This window comes from Streptomyces sp. NPDC058198, from assembly GCF_042882605.1.
Lineage (GTDB): Bacteria > Actinomycetota > Actinomycetes > Streptomycetales > Streptomycetaceae > Streptomyces.
This window is the reverse complement of sequence record NZ_JBHVVP010000001.1, coordinates 1484087-1503835: the sequence shown is the minus strand read 5'-3', so window position 1 is coordinate 1503835 and position 19749 is coordinate 1484087. Positions and strand designations below refer to the sequence as shown.

The following is a 19749-nucleotide window of genomic DNA, read 5'->3' as shown; positions in this document are numbered from 1 at the left end:
ATCCTTGGTGAACGGCACGGGAACCGCCGGTGCGTCCGTTGGCCCGATCCGTAACTGACACGTGACCTGATCCGTGGACTGAACCGTGAACCGTGAGGTAACGGGCCGTCACGCTCGGTGCGGTACCTGTCCACTTGGTCCCGGGGAGGCCCCATAGGGTGCGGGGATGGGTGACTCGTACATGGATCCGGGGACTCCGGATCGGCGTGGTGCCGGGCGGTACTTGTGGTGGCTGGTGACGAGCCAGCGGGGGCGGGTGGCCGCCGGGGCGGCGCTGGGCAGTGTCTGGATGGTCGGCCTGACAGTTCAGCCGTATGTGCTGTCACGTGCCATCGACGACGGGCTGGAGCCGGGGCACCGGGCGGCGCTCCTCGGCTGGGCCGGGGCGCTGTTCGCGGTCGGGGTGGCCAACGCCTGGCTGGGGATCATGCGGCACCGCACCATGACCAGGGTCCGGATGGACGCCGCCTTCCGCACCGTACGGGTCGTGGTCCTGCAGGCGACCCGGCTGGGCGCCACGCTGCCCCGCCGGGTCACGGCCGGGGAAGTCGTCACGATCGGCATCGCCGATGTCACGACGATCAGCTGGGCGCTGACCGTCACGGGCCCCGGGGTCGGCGCGGTGCTGGCGTATCTCGTCGTGGCCGGGCTCCTGCTGTCCGTCTCACCGCTCCTCGCCGCCGTCGTGCTGCTGGGCGTACCGCTGCTCGCGGTCCTGGTCGGCCCGCTGCTGGGGCGGTTGCAGGGGGTGGAGACGACGTACCGCGAGCGGCAGGGCGCGCTCGCCGCGCGCTTCGCGGACATCGTCGGGGGACTGCGGGTGCTGAGCGGGCTCGGTGGCAAGGACGTGTACGCGGCGCGCTACCGGCGCGATTCGGGGACGGTCAAGGACGAGGGGTACCGGGTCGGGGCGGTGACCAGCTGGATCGAGGCCCTCGGGCTCGGCCTGCCGGCGCTGTTCCTCGCCGCCGTGACCTGGCTGGCCGCCCGGCTGGCCGCCCAAGGGGCCATAACGGTGGGCGAACTGGTGGCCGTCTACGGGTATGTGGCGGTCCTCGTCGTCCCCGTGTCGTTCTTCATCGAGGGGGGCCACGACGTCAGCCGTGGCCTGGTCTGCGCCCGGCGGGTCCTGCGGTTCCTGGATCTGGAGCCCGAATCCGCGGACGCTTCGCCTCAGGCGGCGGGGGAGGGGCCCGGGCCCGGCTCCGTCCTGCGCGATCCGGCGTCCGGCGTCGAGGTCGCGCCGGGAAAGCTGACCGCGCTCGTCAGCGGCCGTCCTTCGGATGCCTCGGACGTGGTGGACCGCCTCGGCCGGTTCGCCGCTTCACCGGCGACCTGGGGCGGGGTACGTCTCGACGAGATCGCCCTGTCCCGGATCCGCGAACGCGTACTCGTCGCGGACAACGAGGCCGACCTCTTCGCCGGGACGCTGCGCGAGGTGGTCGCGGGCCGGCGGGACCGGGACGAGGAGGCCATCACCCGGGCGGTGCACGCGGCCGTGGCCGAGGACATCGTGCGCGGCCTGCCGGACGGCCTCGACTCGCCCGTCGAGGCCCAGGGCCGTAACCTCTCCGGCGGTCAGCGTCAACGCGTCCGGCTGGTACGGGCGTTGCTCGCCGACCCCGAAGTGCTGCTGGCCGCCGAGCCCACCTCGGCGGTGGACGCGCACACCGAGGCCGCCGTCGCCGCCCGGCTGCGCGCCGCCAGGAGCGGCCGTACCACCCTCGTCACCAGCACTTCACCGCTGATGCTGGACCACGCGGACACCGTCTACTACCTGGTCGACGGCCGGGTGGCCGCGGTCGGTACGCACCGCGAGCTGCTGAGCGGGCAGGCCGGCTACCGCGCCCTGGTCTCCCGTGGTGCGGGGGACGAGGCGGGTACGGCCGCGCACGGCACGTACGGTGAGCGGGCCGATGACGCGCCCGGCGTTCCGGCCGACGTTCCGGCCTCTGTACCGGCCGATATTCCGGCCGCCGTTCTTGCCGACGAAGGGGCCGTCAGATGACCGTCGCGTCCGAGACTCCGGCCTCCGCCCGGCTTCCGGTGGCCGACCCGCCCCAGGTCCGGCGCGCGGCGCTGCGGTTGATCCGGCAGGACCGACGCGCCTTCGCCGCCATGATCGTCCTGACCGGGCTGGCGGCGGCCGCCGGTCTGGTCGGCCCCTGGCTGCTCGGCCGCGTCATCAACACGGTCAGGGCCGGTGGCGCGGCGGACGCCGTGGACCGGTACGCGCTCACCATCCTGGTGTGCGCGCTGGCGCAGCTGCTGCTCGCGCGGTACGCCCGCCTCGTCGGCCACCGCTTCGGCGAGCGGACCTCGGCCCGGATCCGCGAACAGCTGGTGGACCGGGCGCTCGCCCTGCCCGCCTCGGTCGTGGAGCGCGCGGGCACGGGCGATCTGACGGCGCGCGGCACCACCGATGTCACCGCGGTCGGCAGGACCTTGCGGGACGCCGGTCCTGAGGTGTTCATCGCGACGGTCCAGGTGCTGTTCATCCTCGGCGCGGTCTTCGTCCTCGACCCGCTGCTCGGCGCCTGCGGAGTGCTCGGCCTGCTCGGTATCTGGTTCGCGACCCGCTGGTATCTGCGCCGTGCGCACACCGCGTATCTGGCGGAGGGGGAGGCCACCTCGGCGCTCGCGGAGGTCCTCGCCGCCACCGCGTCCGGTGCCCGTACGGTCGAGGCGTTCTCACTTCAGCGGCGCCGCGTCGCCGCCTGCCAGGAAGCGATCGAGCACAGCCGGCGCACCCGCACCCGGACGCTGTTCCTGCGCAGTGTGCTCTTCCCGTCCGTGGACGTGTCGTACGTCATCCCGGTGGTCGCCGTCCTGCTGATCGGCGGCGCGCTGTACGACGCCGGTGCGGTGAGCCTGGGCACGGTGGTCGCCTGCGCGCTGTATCTGCGCCAGTTGTCCCAGCCACTGGGCGCGATCCTGTTGTGGGTGGAGCAACTGCAGAGCAGCGGAGCCTCTTTCGCCCGGGTGGAGGGTCTGGCCGACGGACCGCGCGCACCGGCGCTGACCGGACGGGCCCCGGCCGACGAGCGGATCGAGGTCGCCGGCGTGCGGTACGCCTACGACGACGGGCGCGATGTCCTGCACGGAGTCGACCTGACGGTACGGCCCGGCGAACGGCTGGCCGTCGTGGGCCCGTCGGGCGCGGGCAAGTCCACCCTCGGCAGGCTGCTCGCGGGTATCGACCGGCCGCGTACCGGAACGGTGACGGTGGGTCAGGTGCCGATCGCCCGGCTGGACCCGGACGAGCTGCGCCGGCAGGTCGTGCTGGTGACCCAGGAACACCACATCTTCGTCGACACCGTCCGGGACAACCTGCTGATCGCCGCGCCCGCCGCCACGGACGAGGAGTTGCGCGCGGCGCTCGACGCCGTCGGCGCGGACTGGATCGACGAGCTGCCGGACGGTCTGGACACCGCGCTGGGCGCGGACGGACTCCGTATCGACGGCGCGCGCTCCCAGCAACTGGCTCTGGCGCGCGTGGTGCTGGCCGATCCGCACACCCTCATCCTGGACGAGGCGACCGCGCTTCTCGACCCGGCGACCGCGCGCCACGCGGAGCGGGCCCTGGCCGCCGTCCTCGAAGGCCGGACGGTCATCGCCATCGCGCACCGACTGCATACGGCGCGCGACGCGGACCGGGTGGCGGTGATGGCCGACGGCCGTCTGACGGAACTCGGCACACATGACGAGCTGGTCGCCCGGGGCGGTGCGTACGCCGCGCTGTGGCACTCCTGGCACGGCGAGCCACCGCCGTCTCCCCGCTGACCCCCGAGCCCGGACCGGGCCGGGCCCGGGGCCCGGGCCCGGGGTGAGTGTCAGACGGGGGCGGGCGGGGTGAGTTGGGCGGCGAGCCAGGTGGGGACGCCGCCCAGCAGGCGGAACAGGCGGCCGGCCTCGGCGCGGAGCCGGGCCGCTTCCGGTTCGGGTTCTGCGTCCGCGAGGGCGGCGAGGGCCGGGGCCGTGCCGACGAGGTAGCCCAGCTCCTCCCGGATACGGAGGGACTCGCCGAAGCCGTGCCGTGCCTCCGCCAACTCGCCCTCCCGCAGGGCGAGGCCGGCCAGATGGCGCCAGGTGAAGGAGAGCAGCAGCGTCTCACCGTGCGCCGTGGCGGCGGCGTGGGCGCGGCGGTACGCGGCGCGGGCCGACTGCGGGGAGTCGGAGAGATGCTCGGCGATCAGTCCGCGGCGGAAGTCGAGCAGCGCGCGGCCGGGAGCCGTGGGGTCGAGCAGGGCCGCCGCCCGGCCCAGGGCGGCGCGTGCCTCGTCCGCGCGGTCGCGTACGCCGAGGACGGTCGAGGCGTAGGCGAGGTGCCCGCGTTCGCAGGCGGCGGCGCCGCGTTCGTGGTCCTCACGGGCCGTGGCCTCCGCGACGCGCAGGGCGTCCTCGGCCTCCGGCCAGCCGCCGCCGGTGAACAGACAGCGCTCGACGAGCAGCGAGGCCCGCTGAAGCGCCGGGGCGGGGGCGGAGGCGTGCGGGGTGAGCAGGGCCGCTGCGTCGGTCCAACAGCCGCGCGAGCGCAGCCGCCATACCGCGGTCTGGAGAGGGTCTTCACCGGCAGTGGTTCCGGAACCAGACATGGCGGTATGCGCCACATTGCCCTCCCCGAGCGCGCCATTGTGCTGTTGAGTGTGGACGCATCTCAGCACGGATCCACAGCCGGGCCAAGAGGGCAGGTGAAAAATTTCACAATCCCTTGGTCATCGGCGGTGCTCCGGCGGCCCGCGCGGGACGGGAATTCGCGGGGGCGGGCGGCCGGCGGGGCGGGTGCGGCAGGGGCGCCGGAAGGGCTGTCACCTGGGACGACCGCCGCGAGACAGCGGGCTTCGGGGGACGCCGGGTGCCGCCGGGGGCCGGTCGCCGACAAGGAGTTGGATCTCTTCCTCACCCTTCCGGGTGATGTCAGTCAACGGAAGTCGACGCCGGTCGACCCGGCACCCGATGACGCGGCGTGGAGCGCGGGCGGCCGCGGGTCCGCCGTCAGCTCATGCGCAGCGCGAGGAAGAAGTCCAGCTTGTCCTCCAGGCGCGACAGATCACGGCCCGTCAGCTGTTCGATCCTGCCGACCCGGTAGCGCAGGGTGTTCACATGCAGATGCAGCCGGGCCGCGCAGCGCGTCCATGACCCGTCGCAGTCCAGGAAGGCCTCCAGCGTGGAGATCAGCTCCGCGCGATGGCGGCGGTCGTAGTCCCGCAGCGGGTCGAGCAGGCGGGCCGTGAAGGCCCGGCGTACATCGTCGGGGACGAACGGCAGCAGCAGCACGTGGGAGGCCAGCTCATGGTGTCCCGCCGCGCAGACGCGGCCGGGACGGGCGGCCGCCACGCGGCGGGCGTGGCGGGCCTCTTCCAGGGCGCCGCGCAGGCCCTCCGCCGAGTGCACCGCCGCGCTCACACCCAGCGTCAGCCGGCCGTCGTCGGCGAGCCCCGACGTCAGCGGGTCACGGACGGCGGCCAGGAGGGCGTCGGCGTGCAGGCCGGGGTCCTTCGGCGCCTCGTCGTACGCGTCGCCGCCCTCGGCGTCGTCGGCCGGATCCGGGGCGGCCGTCATCGGCAGCGGCACCAGCGCGACGGCCTCCTCACCCGTATGGGCGACCGCGATCCGGTCGGCCCGGTCCGCCCCCGCCCTCGCCGGGTCGACCAGGATCTCTTCCAGCAGCGACTGCGCCACCGGACCGCCCTCGACCGCCACGCCCGCGCCGTCCTGGTCCCACTCCACCCGCGCCACCACGACCTGCCAGTGCGGCGCCGTGCCCAGTCCGGGCAGCAGCACCGGAGCGGCCACCCGCAGCCGTGCGGCGATCTCGGCGGGGGCCGCGCCCGTCTGGACCAGTTCCAGGATCTCCTGGGCGAGCCGGCGCCGTACCGTACGGGCCGCGTCGCGCCGGTCGCGCTCCACCGCGATCAGCTGGGTCACTCCCTGGAGCAGATCCAGCCGGGCCGCCGGCCAGTCGCCCGCGTCCGCCTCGACCGCCAGCAGCCAGTCGGAGAGCACGGTCTCGCGCGCGTCCCGGAAGGCGGCGGGCGCCGCCCCGTGCCCCGGGTCGCGGACCGGGAAGAGGGAGTACGCCGTGGACCCCACGTTCACCCGGTACGGGCTCCGGCGGCCGGCGCGGGTGGCGGCCAGATGCTCCCCGGCGAGCGCGGCGGCCCGCGCCGCGGGCAGCGGCTCCCCGGCGCCCGCGATCTGCCGGCCGGTGGGGGAGAGCACCCAGGCCCGCAGGTCGAGGTCGGAGCCCAGGAGATCGAGGACGACATCGGGGCCGCCGCCCGCCGGGCCCGAGGTCATCAGCCTGCGGTGCCGGTCGACGACCGCCGCCAGGTCCCCGGCGCGCTCCCCGGAGACTTGACGGACCACGTATTCGGTGATGGCCGCGAACGCCACGTCCTCGTTCACCGCGAAGAGCGGCAGCCGGTGCCGCACGCAGGCCGTGACCAGGTCCTCGGGGATGTTGCCGAGCTCCGCCTCGCCCGCCGCGAGCCCGGCGACCCCGGCATCCGTGAGGATCCGTACGAACGGCTCGGAGTCCTCGGCGGAACGCCGCCAGGCGAGCCCGGTCAGGACCAGCTCGCCGCCCGAGAGATAGCGGCTCGGATCCCGCAGATCGGTGGTCATCACGCCGCGTACGGTCCGGTCCAGCTCCTCGCCGCCACCGAGCAGCCGCAGGCCCAGCGCCTCGGTCTCCAGCAGTGCGCGCAGCCGCATCTCGTCGCCGCCGATCTGGACAGGGGTGCCCCACGTTTCGGAAGGGAGACCATTCGGTTACCGTGCCTCGCCTTTCGTTCGAATCTACAAGACTCGGGAGGCGACCAGCCAATTCCTTCATGGTTTTGGTGACTACACCGGACCGGGTACTGCTTGTGTACTTGTGTCACACAGCGTCAATAGGTCACATGTAGCCATTCGAGGACCGGCCGTCCCCGGGCCCCCAGCGAACGATCCGATCGCGAACGATCAAGAAACGATCCAGAACGATCGAGAAGAGAGCCACTCATGGACTTCCTTCGCCCTTCCAGCTGGGAGGAAGCGCTCGCCGCCAAGGCCGAGCACCCCACGGCTGTGCCCATCGCGGGCGGCACGGACATCATGGTCGAGATCAACTTCGATCACCGGCGGCCGGACCACCTGCTGGACCTGAACCGCATCGGCGAGCTGCGCGAATGGGTGGTCGGCGAGGACCACGTCCAGCTGGGCGCCTCCGTCCCGTACACCCACATCATGGAGCACCTCCGAGCCGAGCTGCCGGGCCTCGCGCTCGCCTCCCACACCGTCGCCTCGCCCCAGATCCGCAACCGCGGCGGCGTCGGGGGCAATCTCGGCACCGCGTCCCCGGCCGGTGACGCGCATCCCGCCCTGCTGGCCGCCGGCGCCGAGGTCGAGGTCGAGTCGGTGCGCGGCACGCGCCTCATCCCGATCGACGCGTTCTACACCGGGGTGAAGCGCAACGCGCTCGCCGCCGACGAGCTGATCAAGACGGTGCGCATCAAGAAGGCGGACGGACCGCAGCAGTACTCGAAGGTCGGCACCCGCAACGCGATGGTCATCGCCGTCTGCGCCTTCGGACTCGCGCTGCACCCCGAGACCCGCACGGTGCGGACCGGCATCGGCTCCGCGGCCCCCACCCCGGTGCGGGCCCGCGAGGCGGAGGAGTTCCTGAACGCGGCGCTCGACGAGGGCGGCTTCTGGGACAACGGAAAGATCATCACACCGTCGGTCGCCAAGCAGTTCGCGGACCTCGTCTCCGGTGCCTGCAACCCCATCGACGATGTGCGCGGCACCGCGAAGTACCGCCGCCACGCGGTCGGCATCATGGCTCGCCGTCAGCTCGGCTGGACCTGGGAGCAGTACCGCGGCACCGGCCGCACCCTGGAAGGAGCTGCATAGCCATGCGCGTACATTTCACGGTCAACGGCCGCGAGCAGGAAGCCGACGACGTCTGGGAGGGCGAGAGCCTGCTCTACGTCCTGCGTGAGCGCATGGGCTTTCCCGGCTCCAAGAACGCCTGTGAGCAGGGCGAATGCGGCTCCTGTACGGTACGGCTCGACGGCGTCCCGGTCTGTTCCTGCCTGGTGGCGGCCGGTCAGGCCGAGGGCCGCGAGGTGGTTACCGTCGAGGGCCTGGCGGCGGACGGCGAACTCTCCCCGGTGCAGCAGGCCTTCATCGACGCGGGCGCCGTGCAGTGCGGTTTCTGCACCCCCGGGCTGCTGGTCGCGGCCGACGAGATGCTGGAGCGCAACCCCTCACCGAGCGACGCGGACATCCGCGAGGCCCTCTCGGGCAACCTCTGCCGTTGCACCGGTTACGAGAAGATCCTCGACGCGGTCCGCCTCGCGGCCGCCCGTCAGGAAGAGGCGGTCTGACTGCCATGGCGCAGAATCCACGGGCCGCTGCCGTTCCCGGCCGCTCCCCCTACCCCACCGGCCTCACCCAGGGCACGCCCACCAAGGGCGGCATCGGTGAGTCGACGCTCCGCCCCGACGGCACCCTCAAGGTCACCGGTGAGTTCGCGTACTCCTCCGACATGTGGCACGAAGACATGGTGTGGGGACACACCCTGCGCTCCACCGTGGCGCACGCCGAGATCAGGTCCATCGACACCGCCGAGGCGCTCGCGACGCCCGGGGTCTACGCCGTACTGACCTACGACGATCTGCCGACCGAGGTGAAGAACTACGGTCTGGAGATCCAGGACACCCCGGTCCTCGCCCATGGAAAGGTCCGCCACCACGGCGAGCCGGTGGCCCTGATCGCCGCCGACCACCCGGAGACCGCGCGCCGCGCCGCCGCCAAGATCCGGATCGAGTACGCCGAACTGCCCGTCATCACCGACGAGGCCTCGGCGACCGCCCCCGGCGCGCCGCTGGTCCACGAGGGGCGCGAGGACCACTACATCGGCCATGTCCCGCACCCCAACATCCTCCACCGCCAGCCCATCGTGCGCGGCGACGCGGACCGGGCCGCCGAGCGCGCCGATGTGATCGTCTCCGGCGACTATGTCTTCGGCATGCAGGATCAGGCGTTCCTCGGCCCGGAGTCCGGCCTCGCGGTACCCGCCGAGGACGGCGGCGTCGACCTGTACGTCGCCACCCAGTGGCTGCACTCCGACCTCCGCCAGATCGCCCCCGTCCTCGGCCTGCCCGAGGACAAGGTCCGGATGACGCTCTCGGGCGTCGGCGGAGCCTTCGGCGGCCGGGAGGACCTGTCGATGCAGATCCACGCCTGTCTGCTGGCGCTGCGCACCGGCAAGCCGGTCAAAATCGTCTACAACCGGTTCGAGTCCTTCTTCGGCCATGTCCACCGCCACCCCGCGAAGCTCTGGTACGAGCACGGCGCGACCCGCGACGGCAAGATCACGCACATGAGGTGCCGGATCGTGCTGGACGGCGGCGCGTACGCCTCCGCCTCCCCGGCCGTCGTCGGCAACGCCTCGTCCCTCTCGGTGGGCCCCTATGTCGTCGAGGACGTCGACATCGAGGCCATCGCGCTCTACACCAACAACCCGCCCTGCGGGGCGATGCGCGGCTTCGGCGCGGTCCAGGCGTGCTTCGCCTACGAGGCGCAGATGGACAAGCTGGCGGCGGAGCTGGGTATGGACCCGGTGGAGTTCCGTCAGCTCAACGCCATGGAGCAGGGCACGCTCCTGCCGACGGGACAGCGGGTCGACTCCCCGGCCCCCGTCGCCGAACTGCTGCGCCGCGTCAAGGCCAGGCCGCTCCCGCCCGAGCAGCAGTGGCTCGCGGCCGGCGAGGCGGCGGACGTACGGGAGCTGCCCGGCGGCCTCTCCAACACCACACACGGCGAGGGTGTCGTCCGGGGCGTGGGCTACGCGGTCGGCATCAAGAACGTCGGTTTCTCCGAGGGCTTCGACGACTACTCCACCGCGCGGGTCCGTCTCGAAGTGATCGGCGCGGAGCCGGTCGCCGTCGTGCACACCGCGATGGCCGAGGTCGGCCAGGGCGGGGTCACCGTCCACGCGCAGATCGCCCGTACGGAACTCGGCGTCACACAGGTCACCATCCAGCCGGCGGACACCCAGGTCGGCTCGGCGGGATCCACCTCCGCCTCCCGTCAGACGTATGTCACGGGCGGCGCGGTGAAGCACGCCTGCGAGAACGTCCGGGAAAAGGTCCTGGAGATGGGCCGGCGCAAGTTCGGTACGTACCACCCCGCCTGGGCCACCGCCGAGCTGCTGCTCGAAGGCGGCAAGGTCGTCACCGACGGCGGCGAGGTCCTCGCGAGTCTGGCGGACGTACTCGAAGGCGAGGTGGTGGACGTGGAGCTGGAGTGGCGCCACCGTCCGACCGAGCCCTTCGACCTCCGTACGGGACAGGGCAACGGCCATGTCCAGTACTCGTTCGCCGCGCACCGCGCGGTGGTCGAGGTCGACACCGAACTCGGACTGGTCAAGGTCGTCGAACTGGCCGTCGCCCAGGACGTCGGCAAGGCACTCAACCCCCTGTCCGTCGTCGGCCAGATCCAGGGGGGCACCACCCAGGGGCTGGGCATGGCGGTCATGGAGGAGATCATCGTCGATCCCGTGACCGCGAAGGTGCGCAACCCGTCCTTCACGGACTATCTGATCCCGACCATCCTCGACACGCCGACCATCCCCGTCGACGTACTCGAACTGGCCGACGACCACGCGCCGTACGGACTGCGCGGTGTCGGTGAGGCACCGACCCTGTCGTCCACCCCCGCGGTCCTCGCGGCCATCAGGAACGCGACGGGTCTCGAACTGAACAGGACGCCGGTACGGCCCGAGCACCTCACCGGCACTTGACCCCCGGCGTCCTCGACGGGACAACGGAGAACGCGGCACCTCCGCGGGTGCCCCACGTCGCGATCAGGTCAGTCCTCCGCGCCACCGCACCAGACCCTTGAGGAGACCGGCATGCTGGACATCGCCGAAGAGCTGCACCGGTGGGTCGAGCAGGGACGGGACGTCGCCGTCGCCACGGTCGTGGCGGTCGGCGGCAGCGCGCCCCGCCGGCCGGGAGCCGCGCTCGCCGTCGACAGCGCGGGCACGGCGATCGGCTCGGTCTCCGGCGGATGCGTGGAGGGGGCCGTGTACGACCTGTGCCAACAGGCCCTCAAAGACGGCGAGACCGTCCTCGAACGCTTCGGCTACAGCGACGAGGACGCCTTCGCCGTGGGGCTGAGCTGCGGCGGCGTCATCGACATCCTGGTGACACCAATACGCGCGGACTCCGCCGTCAGACCGGTGTTCGCGGCGGCGCTGGCCGCCGCGGCCCGGGGGGAGGCGGCGGCGCTCGCGCGCATCACCGCGGGGCCGGCCGGACTGCTCGGCCGCGCCCTGCTGGTGCGCCCCGGCGGATCGTACGAGGGCGGCCTCGGCGGCCACCCCGAGCTGGACCGCACGGCGGCGGGCGAGGCCCGCGCCATGCTGGACGGCGGCCGCACCGGCACGCTCGAGATCGGCGAGCGGGGAGCGCGCTGCGGACGGCCGCTGACGCTGCTCGTCGAGTCGAGCGTCCCGCCCCCGCGCATGATTGTCTTCGGGGCCATCGACTTCGCCTCGGCGCTGGTCAGGGCCGGAAAATTCCTCGGCTATCACGTGACGGTGTGCGACGCGCGCCCCGTCTTCACCACGGCGGCCCGCTTTCCCGACGCCGACGAGATCGTCGTCGCGTGGCCGCACCGCTATCTGGAGTCGACCGAGGTCGACGGCCGTACGGTGCTCTGCGTGCTCACCCATGACGCCAAGTTCGATGTGCCCCTGCTCGAACGGGCCCTGCGGCTTCCGGTCGCCTTCGTCGGCGCGATGGGCTCCCGGCGTACCCACGAGGACCGCGCCGAGCGGCTGCGCGAGATCGGTGTCACCGAACTGGAACTGGCCCGGCTGCACTCGCCGATCGGGCTGGACCTCGGAGCCCGTACCCCCGAGGAGACCGCGCTGTCGATCGCGGCGGAGATCGTCGCGGTCAGGCGGGGCGGCAGCGGTGTCTCACTCACGGGCGCGCACACCCCGATCCACCACGACAGCCGGTCCGCGCCGGCGGGACGGATCGGATCCGTCGCCTGACGCGGACCGGCGCCGGGGTTTTCAGCCCTAGAGCGGCAGGGTGCAGACCGCCACCGGGGACATGAACGGTGCGCCCGCCGAGCGCAGTTCACCGGTGTCCTGGTCGACATGGAAGACCGTCACCGAGTTCGACCGCTGGTTCGCGGCGAACAGCAGGTTCCCGGCGGGGGAGAGGGCGAGCTGCCGGGGGTAGTCGCCGCCGACCGGGACGGTGTCCAGCAGCCGCAGCTCCGCGCCGTCCGCCTCGATGGCGTACCGGGTCAGGCTGTTGGGGCCACGGTTGGCCAGATAGGCGAAGGCGCCGTTGCCGGTGACCACCAGCTGGGACGGGAAGCCGCTGCCCGATCCGGTGGACTGCGGCTCCCCGGGCGTGAGTTCACCGGTCCCGGGGTCGTACGCGCAGACGGTGACGGCGTTGGCCAGCTCGTCGGCCAGATAGGCGAACAGGCCCGACGGGTGGAAGGCGAGATGGCGGGGCCCCGCGCCGGGCGGCAGGGTCGCGTGCGAGACCTGGGTGAGCGTGCCGGCCGATGTGTCGAGGCGGTAGGTGTAGACGGTGTCGTTGCCCAGATCGACGGCGACGACATGGCCGCCGTCCGGGGTGGTGACGATCTGGTGGGCGTGCGGGCCGTTCTGGCCGGGGCCGGGCGGCGGAGCGGAGTGCGTGACCAGATCCGTACGCTCACCGAGCGCGCCGGAGGCCCCGATGGGGTGTACGGCCACGCTGCCGGAGGTGTAGTTGGCGCTCAGCAGCCACTGGCCGCCCGGGTGCACCGACAGATGGGTGGGCCCGGCCCCGCCCGTGGAGCGGGTGCCCAGGACCGTGGGGCCGCCGTCCCCGGACAGCGAGATCGCCGTGACACCGCCGTCCTGCTGCTCGTTGACGGTGTAGAGCGTGGAGCCGTCGGGGTGCACGGCGAAATACGAGGGGTTGTCGACGCCCGCGAGCGTGCCGGTGCCCGAGATCGCGCCCGTCTCGGAGTCGTACGTCGCGAGGCCGACCCCGGTGCCGCCTCCCGGGGTGGAGGTGTACGTCCCGAGGAACAGCGGCCGGGTCGCGGCGCGCGTGCGGGAAGGCGCGGCCACGGCGCCGGTGGGCACGGGGACCGCCACGACGGCCGAGGTCGCGGCGAGCACCCCCATGAAGCGGCGGCGGCTCAGGCCGCCCGTGGACGCTCTGGATATTCCGGCTGCCGTGGTCGCTCCGGTCGGTGTGGAGGCCGTTGATCGCGCTGCCGGTTCCGTGTTGCTGCTCATTCCGGTCACCTCGGATGTCGGTGGTGGGGGGTGTGACATGTGGGGTTCGAGCGACACATACAGTGGCCCCGATCCGCCGACGGCGACAAGAGGACCTCTCCTCCCACACGCACCGAGAAGAGAGTTGACGGTGCGTCAGTTCTCGTTTGGTTCCGTGCCCGATTCTCACTATCATCCGGCGATGATCATAAGTAGACGGTCGGCAGCCGCCGTGTGCGGACTGGTGGCCACCCTGGCCGTCGGGCTCTTCCCTCCCGCTGCCGCAGCCGACGAACCCACCGGAAAACCGGCCGCGAAGGTCGATCTCGTCCTCGATGTCAGCGGCTCGATGCGGGCCCGCGACATCGACGGCCAGTCCCGGATGGCGGCGGCCAAGCAAGCGTTCAACGAGGTGCTGGACGCGGTGCCTGAGGGGGTGGAGCTGGGCATCCGCACCCTCGGAGCCAACTACCCCGGCAAGGACACCAAGGTCGGCTGCAAGGACACCCGGCAGCTGTACCCGGTCGGCCCGCTGGACCGCACCGAGGCGAAGACCGCCGTCGCCACGCTCGCCCCCACGGGGTGGACACCGATCGGCCCCGCCCTCCTCGGCGCGGCCGAGGACCTCGAAGGCGGTGACGGCACCCGCCGGATCGTCCTCATCACCGACGGCGAGGACACCTGCGCCCCGCTCGACCCCTGCGAGGTCGCGCGCGACATCGCGGCCAAGGGCATCCACCTCGTCATCGACACCCTGGGTCTCGTGCCCGACGCCAAGACCCAGCGGCAGCTGACCTGTATCGCCGAGGCCACCGGCGGCACTTACACCTCGGTGCGGCACACCGATGAACTCTCCGGCCGTGTCTCCCAGTTGGTGGACCGGGCCGCCGACCCGGTCGTCACCCCGGTCGCGACCGAAGGCGCCGGGCGCTGCGCCGACGCCCCCCAGCTCCAGCCCGGTCTGTACAGCGACCGCGAGAAGTTCTCCGAGCACCGCTGGTACCGCGTCGACGTCCTGCCCGGGCAGGAACTGCGCGCCTCGGTGAGCGTCGGCGCCGACCGCGCCGTCGACAACGACTACGGCGTACTCCTGCGCGCCGTGACCGTGCACGGCAGGGAAATAGTCCGCGGCTCGGAAGCGGGCGACGGACGCACCGATGTGATCTCGGCCGGCCTGCGCTATCCGAAGCCGCAGATCGACGACGCCGACGACGTGAAGCCGGCGGCCGAGACGGTCTGTCTCCAGGTCAGCAACGCCTTCTCGGCGCCCGACTCCGTGAAGACCACCCCCGGCCTGCCCATCGAACTGACCGTCGACCTGGTGGACTCGCCCGACGAGCCCTCCGACGTCGCCGCGTTCGGTCTCGGCCGCGGCTGGTGGCTGCTCGGCCTGCTGGTCCTCACCGGCCTCGTCGCCGGACTGCTCTGGGGCTGGATCTCCCGCCTGCGTGTCGTCCGGAGGACCAACTGATGCGTATCACCGGCATGTTCACCGGATCCCTGCTGGCCGGCGTGCTGCTTCTCGGCACGGCGGGCTGCACCATGGCCGACGAGTCCCCGACGCCTTCTTCCGACTCGACGGACTCGACGCCTACCTCGGACTCCTCGGACGGTTCGGAGGGCTCCGACAGCGCGACGGGGCCGACCGAGGCCGGCACGTCCTTCCGTACGGCCGCCGCCTTCCGGCCGGGCCAGCGGGCCACGGCCGACGCCTCCACGGGTGACTACCTCTACTGGGTGTTCCCCGCCGACGCGGGGCAGCGCCCGACCGTGACCGCCAAGGTCACGCTTCCCGAATCCGCCGCCAGGAAGGGCGCGGCCGCCTGGCAGGTGGATGTCTACGACGGACTGCGCCGCCGCCAGCCGTGCGTGTACGGAGCCCAGACCAGGGCGGTCGCGGCCGACGCGGCCACGGTCGAGCTGCGCTGCACGCTGCGTACGGTACGGGCCTGGGCCGAGCCGTGGGCCAACGAGCCGCTGCCCGGCAGCTACTACGTACGCCTGACGGTCGTCAACGCGCAGGAGGCGGACCTCGGTCTGCCGGTGCGGGCGGAGATCGAGGCCGACGCGGCGGACGCGGGCGGAGCCCACGCGGTCGACGGCCAACTGGCCGTTCCGCTGACGCCGGGCCGTACCACCGTCTCCCGGAACGGGGACGGCGGCGGGTCGGCCGACGGGGCCCAGCTGGCCGCGTCCGGCGTCGAGCCGGCGGACGGCTGGTCCTCCGGCTGGTGGTCGGACCGCTGGATCTGGACCGCGGCCGGGGGCGTGCTCGGCGCGCTCGCGGCCATCGCCGGCTACACCCTCGCGCGCCCCTCCCGCCGTCCGGCGGGGGTGTGACCCGCGCGCGATGACGCGACCTGTGTGACCTGAGAGGGCGGCGGCCCGGGGAAACCCGGGCCGCCGCTGCCGGAAATGGCGACCGCAGATGAGGACAGAAGCTGTCCCGCAATGAGGACAGAAGCTGTCCGCAATGCTCGGTAGCGTGCGGACATGGCCTCGAAGACGACGAAGCACCCGGCGACGCACCCCGTGCTCACCACCCGCGCCCTCAACCGGGCCACCCTGGAGCGCCAGCTCCTGCTGCGCCGCTCCGCCCTGTCCGCCAAGGACGCCGTCACGCATCTCCTCGGACTCCAGGCCCAGAACGTCACACCGCCGTACTTCCAGCTCGCCGCCCGGCTGGCGGGCTTCGTCCCCGAGGAGCTGTCCGGCCTGATGGCCTCCCGCGCGGTCGGCCGGCTGGTCACGATGCGCTCCACCATCCACACGCACACCGCCGACGACTGCCTGACCCTGCGCCCGCTCGTCCAGGCCGCCCGTGAGCGGGAGCTGAGGGCGTTCCGTTCCGGGCTGACCGGCGTGGACCTGGAACGGCTCGCCGCCGTCAGCCGGGAACTGGTCGAGGAGCGGCCCCGGCCGCTGAAGGAGCTGCGGGAAGCCCTGGTGAACGAGTGGCCCGACGCCGAGCCGTTCGCCCTCACCGTCGCCGCCCGCTGTCTGCTGCCGCTCGTACAGACCACCCCGCGCGGGCTGTGGGGCCGCAGCGGGCAGGTCACGCTGACCACCGCCGAGCACTGGTTCGGCCGGCCCGCGGAGCCCGCGCCCGCGCCGGACGCGACCGTCGCGCGCTATCTCGCGGCCTTCGGCCCGGCCTCCGTCAAGGACATGCAGATGTGGTCGGGGCTCACCCGGCTGACGGACGCCTTCGAGCGGCTGCGGCCCGGGCTCCTGACCTTCCAGGACGAGAACGGCGTCGAGCTGTTCGATCTGCCGGACGCGCCGCGCCCCGACGAGGACACCCCGGCGCCGCCGCGCTTCCTGCCCGAGTTCGACAATCTGCTGCTGTCGCACGCCGACCGCACCCGGGTCGTTCCGCCCGCCCACCGGGGACGCGCGTCGCACGGCAATACGGCGCACCGCACGCTGCTGGTCGACGGGTTCCTGGCCGGGATCTGGCAGCTGGCACAGACGGCCGGTACCGCGACGCTGACCGTCCAGCCGTTCGCCACGCTCACGCGCGAGCAGCGACGGGAGGTGGCCGGGGAGGGGGAGCGGATGCTCACCACCATGACCCCGGCCACCTCGTACGACATCCGGTTCGGGGACCTCGCGGACCTCCCGCGCTGACCGCGCGGGCGCCGGCCGCTCAGAGCCCGACGTCCCGGCCGCGCAGATCCTCGAAATTCTCCCGCCGGACCAGCAGCCGCGATCTCCCCCCGGAGACCGCCACCACCGGCGGGCGGCCCGTCATGTTGTACCCCGACGCCATCGACACCTGGTACGCCCCGGCGGCCGGCACCGCCAGTATGTCGCCGGGCCGGATGTCCTCGGGCAGCTCCACCGACTCCGCGAGCACATCGCCCGCCTCGCAGTGCCGGCCGACGACCGTCGCCGCCCGCATCGGAGCCGTGGACGCGCGGCCCACCCTGCGGACCGTGTAGCGCGCGCCGTACAGCGCGGGCCTCGGATTGTCGCTCATCCCGCCGTCGACGGCGACGAAGACCCGGCCGCCGGTGCGCTTCACCGACAGCACCCGGTAGAGCGCGATCCCGGCCGGCGCCACGACCGAGCGGCCCGGCTCCACGGTCAGCCGGGGGACCGGCAGAGCGTGCTCCGCGCAGGCCCGCGCCAGGGCGCCGGTGATCAGCTGTCCGTACACCGCCGGCGCCGGCGCCGGATCACCCGGCAGATACGCCACCGCGAAACCGCCGCCGAGGTCCAGCTCGGGCAGCGTCACGCCGTACCGGTCCCTGATGCGCGCCAGGAAGGCGACGACGCGCCGTACGGCTTCGGCGTACGGCTCCGCCTCGGTGATCTGCGAGCCCAGATGGCAGTGCAGGCCGGCCAGTTCGAGCCGGGGCTGACCGAGGATCCGGGCGACGGCCTCCTCCGCGTCGCCGTCCGCGAGGGACAGACCGAACTTCTGCCCCTCCGCTCCCGTACGGATCTTGCGGTGCGCGCCCGCCTCGATCCCGGGCAGCACCCGGACCAGCACCCGCTGGGAGCCGGGCCCCGGCACCTGCGCCGCGAGCCGCGCTATCTCGCAGCCCGAGTCGATGACGATCCTGCCGACACCGAGGCGCAGCGCCGTCCGCAGATCCTGCGGGGACTTGGCGTTGCCGTGCAGCACGATGCGCTCGGGCGGGAAGCCGCGGGTGGCGGCCAGCTCCAGTTCACCGGCGGAGCAGACATCGAGGCCGAGGCCCTCCTCCTCCATCCAGTCGACGACGGCCCGGCACAGGAACGCCTTGGCGGCGTAGACGACCTCGGCCCCGGGCAGGGCCTGCCGCCACGCCCTGGCGCGGGCCCGCACCTCGCCCTCGTCGAGGACGTACGCCGGGGTGCCGTAGCGCTCGGCCAGTTCGGCGAGGGACACCCCGGCCACCGCGATATCACCGCCCGGCGCGACGACGGCGGACGCGGGCCAGACCGTCGGGATGTCCAACTCGCTGATCCGCAGCCGCGGTTCTGTGGTCATACGGGCATCGCCTCCGGCAGATCCTGGGCGCGGCGCGCACAAGGCTGGCTTGTCGCGGGCCGGGGGCCGACGGCGGGAGCCGACAGCTGCGGGTCCACCGTGACCAGGGCCGCGCCGAGCGGCTCGGCGAGCGCACGCAGCGCGGGCTCCGCGAGCCTGATCCACCGCTGCTGCTCACCGAGGACGGCGGCCAGCCGCCGGCGGCTGGTGAAGCCGATCGCGGTCCGCGCGCCGAGCGGGGTGCGCGCGAACCGCAGCTGGTGTCCTCCGGCCGAGCAGAGCCGTACGGGTACGTACAGCGGCCCGGCCGCGTGAGGTCGGTCGGGATCGGGGTCCGAACCCTCGTCCGCGTCCTCGGATGTGAGGCGCTCCATGGTGTCCTCCCAGGGGAGTCGATCGCTGTCTGACTCCTGGAAGCTATGCCCGCCGGGATACGGATCGCCGGGACCATGACGCGGCGTTGATCAGGCAAGGCCGCATTTTGACGCACTTCTGGCGCCGGCCCTGTTCCCCGGTCCTGTTCCCCGGCCCTGTTCCCCGGCCGGGAGATCCCCGGGGTGGGGGATCCACGGTGGGGGATTCCCGTGGCGCGGGATCTCTACGGCAGCAGACCCGCCCGCCGCGCCGCCACCACCGCCTCCAGACGGGTGTGCGCGCCCAGTTTGCGCATCGCCGCGCGCAGATAGCCCTTCACCGTCTCCGGGCGCAGGCCCAGCAGTTCGGCGGCCGTCGCGTTGGTCGAGCCCGCGGCGACGCAGCCCAGGACGTCCAGCTCACGCGGTGCCAGGGTCACGGGCATCCCGCGTGGCGGCACGCCCGGCACGCCCGTCGCCCCCGCCAGCCGGCCGCAGACGGTGAGCAGCTCGTCGCGCAGGTCCGGGTCGACGATCCGGGGTGCCAGCGCCCGCAGCTCGCTGTGGGCCGCGCGGACCTCCTCCCAGGCCCCCGGGCCCGGCTCGGGATCGCGGGTCACCGAGAGCAGCCGCCGCACCTCGTCCCGTACGACCAGGGCCTGTTCCACGTCCCGCGCCGCCGCGACCGCCGCGTCGAAGGTGCGCTCGCCTATCGGCAGGGCGCTGCGCAGCGCGCCGTACAGCACCCCGCGCACCGTGCGGCGCACGACCACGGGCACCGCGAGCACCGAGCGCAGGCCCTCCGCCGCCACCGCCGCGTCGTACTCATGACTGATCTGCCGCGCCACGCGGTAGTCGGTCACCGCGCACGGCCGCGACAGGGCGATCGACTTGCCGCCCAGACCGTTGCCCGACGAGATCGCGAGGCCGCGCAGCGCGCCCGTCGCCGCGCCGTTCAGCTCGGCGATACGCAGCCGCCCCACGTCGTGCAGCAGCCCGCCGAAGGCCACCGGCAGCCCGGTCGCCGCGCGCAGCCGTTGAAGCGCCGCCCGCATCTCCACCGCCTCGACCGCTTCGGCCATGCCCGCTTCCTCCCGCCGTGTCCGCCGCCACCCCCGTCCGGG

General features: G+C 73.0%; 15 protein-coding genes. 9 read left to right on the top strand and 6 right to left on the bottom strand.

Annotated elements, in window-relative coordinates; genetic code table 11:
- The first annotated feature begins 166 nt into the window (after positions 1 to 166).
- Together ACFVWW_RS06650 and ACFVWW_RS06645 are read left to right on the top strand one after the other, a co-directional pair.
- On the top strand, positions 167 to 2008 hold the full coding sequence (locus ACFVWW_RS06650) for an ABC transporter ATP-binding protein (RefSeq protein WP_384187005.1): 1842 nt from the start codon (positions 167 to 169) through the stop codon (positions 2006 to 2008).
- The gene (locus ACFVWW_RS06645) at positions 2005 to 3783 is read left to right on the top strand and encodes an ABC transporter ATP-binding protein (protein ID WP_384187003.1); all 1779 of its coding nucleotides are present in this window, start codon (positions 2005 to 2007) and stop codon (positions 3781 to 3783) included. The genes ACFVWW_RS06650 and ACFVWW_RS06645 overlap by 4 nt, the downstream gene beginning before the upstream one ends.
- Before the next feature lie 50 nt (positions 3784 to 3833).
- On the opposite strand, the gene ACFVWW_RS06640 is transcribed toward ACFVWW_RS06645, so the two are convergent.
- Positions 3834 to 4595, bottom strand: coding sequence for a hypothetical protein (locus ACFVWW_RS06640; protein ID WP_384187001.1), 762 nt, complete (start codon positions 4593 to 4595; stop codon positions 3834 to 3836).
- A gap of 400 nt (positions 4596 to 4995) precedes the next feature.
- Positions 4996 to 6717, bottom strand: a complete 1722-nt coding sequence (locus tag ACFVWW_RS06635) for a PucR family transcriptional regulator (RefSeq protein WP_384186998.1) — start codon at positions 6715 to 6717, stop codon at positions 4996 to 4998.
- Between the two features lie 288 nt (positions 6718 to 7005).
- On the opposite strand from ACFVWW_RS06635, the gene ACFVWW_RS06630 reads away from it, so the two are divergent.
- The 4 genes from ACFVWW_RS06630 to ACFVWW_RS06615 all read left to right on the top strand — a co-directional run bounded on the left by ACFVWW_RS06630 (position 7006) and on the right by ACFVWW_RS06615 (position 12055).
- Complete coding sequence (locus tag ACFVWW_RS06630; protein ID WP_384186995.1) at positions 7006 to 7896, top strand: FAD binding domain-containing protein; 891 nt, start codon at positions 7006 to 7008, stop codon at positions 7894 to 7896.
- 2 nt (positions 7897 to 7898) lie between these two features.
- Positions 7899 to 8372 carry a (2Fe-2S)-binding protein gene (locus ACFVWW_RS06625; protein WP_384186992.1) on the top strand — a complete coding sequence of 158 codons (474 nt, stop codon included), beginning with the start codon at positions 7899 to 7901 and terminating at the stop codon, positions 8370 to 8372.
- A gap of 5 nt (positions 8373 to 8377) precedes the next feature.
- Positions 8378 to 10792 (top strand): xanthine dehydrogenase family protein molybdopterin-binding subunit, encoded by a 2415-nt coding sequence (locus tag ACFVWW_RS06620; RefSeq protein WP_386876285.1) that lies wholly within the window; start codon positions 8378 to 8380, stop codon positions 10790 to 10792.
- A 111-nt stretch (positions 10793 to 10903) separates the two neighbouring features.
- Positions 10904 to 12055, top strand: coding sequence for an XdhC family protein (locus ACFVWW_RS06615; RefSeq protein WP_384186986.1), 1152 nt, complete (start codon positions 10904 to 10906; stop codon positions 12053 to 12055).
- Between the two features lie 27 nt (positions 12056 to 12082).
- Here ACFVWW_RS06615 and ACFVWW_RS06610 read toward each other — a convergent pair whose 3' ends face one another.
- The gene (locus ACFVWW_RS06610) at positions 12083 to 13198 is read right to left on the bottom strand and encodes a lactonase family protein (protein ID WP_386876783.1); all 1116 of its coding nucleotides are present in this window, start codon (positions 13196 to 13198) and stop codon (positions 12083 to 12085) included.
- A 295-nt stretch (positions 13199 to 13493) separates the two neighbouring features.
- Between ACFVWW_RS06610 and ACFVWW_RS06605 the strand changes: the two genes are divergently transcribed.
- From ACFVWW_RS06605 to ACFVWW_RS06595, 3 genes are all read left to right on the top strand, one after another.
- Positions 13494 to 14762 (top strand): VWA domain-containing protein, encoded by a 1269-nt coding sequence (locus ACFVWW_RS06605; protein WP_384329202.1) that lies wholly within the window; start codon positions 13494 to 13496, stop codon positions 14760 to 14762.
- Entirely contained in the window at positions 14762 to 15631 is an 870-nt protein-coding gene (locus tag ACFVWW_RS06600; RefSeq protein ID WP_384329199.1) for a hypothetical protein, read from the top strand. Before ACFVWW_RS06605 ends, ACFVWW_RS06600 begins: the two co-directional genes overlap by 1 nt.
- Positions 15632 to 15784: 153 nt before the next feature.
- Complete coding sequence (locus tag ACFVWW_RS06595) at positions 15785 to 16921, top strand: winged helix DNA-binding domain-containing protein (protein WP_386876283.1); 1137 nt, start codon at positions 15785 to 15787, stop codon at positions 16919 to 16921.
- A 19-nt stretch (positions 16922 to 16940) separates the two neighbouring features.
- On the opposite strand, the gene lysA is transcribed toward ACFVWW_RS06595, so the two are convergent.
- From lysA to ACFVWW_RS06580, 3 genes are all read right to left on the bottom strand, one after another.
- Positions 16941 to 18272, bottom strand: a complete 1332-nt coding sequence (gene lysA / locus ACFVWW_RS06590) for a diaminopimelate decarboxylase (protein ID WP_386876282.1) — start codon at positions 18270 to 18272, stop codon at positions 16941 to 16943.
- Positions 18269 to 18646 carry an SAV_915 family protein gene (locus ACFVWW_RS06585; RefSeq protein WP_386876280.1) on the bottom strand — a complete coding sequence of 126 codons (378 nt, stop codon included), beginning with the start codon at positions 18644 to 18646 and terminating at the stop codon, positions 18269 to 18271. The genes lysA and ACFVWW_RS06585 overlap by 4 nt, the downstream gene beginning before the upstream one ends.
- Positions 18647 to 18870: 224 nt before the next feature.
- Positions 18871 to 19707 (bottom strand): response regulator transcription factor, encoded by an 837-nt coding sequence (locus tag ACFVWW_RS06580; protein ID WP_386876278.1) that lies wholly within the window; start codon positions 19705 to 19707, stop codon positions 18871 to 18873.
- Positions 19708 to 19749: the final 42 nt, after the last annotated feature.

Bases quoted from the DNA above. Each gene is read 5' to 3' on its own strand.
- ACFVWW_RS06650 (WP_384187005.1), top strand. From the start codon at position 167: ATGGGTGACTCGTACATGGATCCGGGGACTCCGGATCGGCGTGGTGCC.
- ACFVWW_RS06645 (WP_384187003.1), top strand. From the start codon at position 2,005: ATGACCGTCGCGTCCGAGACTCCGGCCTCCGCCCGGCTTCCGGTGGCC.
- ACFVWW_RS06605 (WP_384329202.1), top strand. From the start codon at position 13,494: ATGATCATAAGTAGACGGTCGGCAGCCGCCGTGTGCGGACTGGTGGCC.
- ACFVWW_RS06615 (WP_384186986.1), top strand. From the start codon at position 10,904: ATGCTGGACATCGCCGAAGAGCTGCACCGGTGGGTCGAGCAGGGACGG.
- ACFVWW_RS06600 (WP_384329199.1), top strand. From the start codon at position 14,762: ATGCGTATCACCGGCATGTTCACCGGATCCCTGCTGGCCGGCGTGCTG.
- ACFVWW_RS06610 (WP_386876783.1), bottom strand. From the start codon at position 13,198: ATGGGGGTGCTCGCCGCGACCTCGGCCGTCGTGGCGGTCCCCGTGCCC.
- ACFVWW_RS06620 (WP_386876285.1), top strand. From the start codon at position 8,378: ATGGCGCAGAATCCACGGGCCGCTGCCGTTCCCGGCCGCTCCCCCTAC.
- ACFVWW_RS06580 (WP_386876278.1), bottom strand. From the start codon at position 19,707: ATGGCCGAAGCGGTCGAGGCGGTGGAGATGCGGGCGGCGCTTCAACGG.
- lysA (WP_386876282.1), bottom strand. From the start codon at position 18,272: ATGACCACAGAACCGCGGCTGCGGATCAGCGAGTTGGACATCCCGACG.
- ACFVWW_RS06635 (WP_384186998.1), bottom strand. From the start codon at position 6,717: ATGCGGCTGCGCGCACTGCTGGAGACCGAGGCGCTGGGCCTGCGGCTG.
- ACFVWW_RS06630 (WP_384186995.1), top strand. From the start codon at position 7,006: ATGGACTTCCTTCGCCCTTCCAGCTGGGAGGAAGCGCTCGCCGCCAAG.
- ACFVWW_RS06640 (WP_384187001.1), bottom strand. From the start codon at position 4,595: ATGTCTGGTTCCGGAACCACTGCCGGTGAAGACCCTCTCCAGACCGCG.
- ACFVWW_RS06625 (WP_384186992.1), top strand. From the start codon at position 7,899: ATGCGCGTACATTTCACGGTCAACGGCCGCGAGCAGGAAGCCGACGAC.
- ACFVWW_RS06595 (WP_386876283.1), top strand. From the start codon at position 15,785: ATGGCCTCGAAGACGACGAAGCACCCGGCGACGCACCCCGTGCTCACC.
- ACFVWW_RS06585 (WP_386876280.1), bottom strand. From the start codon at position 18,646: ATGGAGCGCCTCACATCCGAGGACGCGGACGAGGGTTCGGACCCCGAT.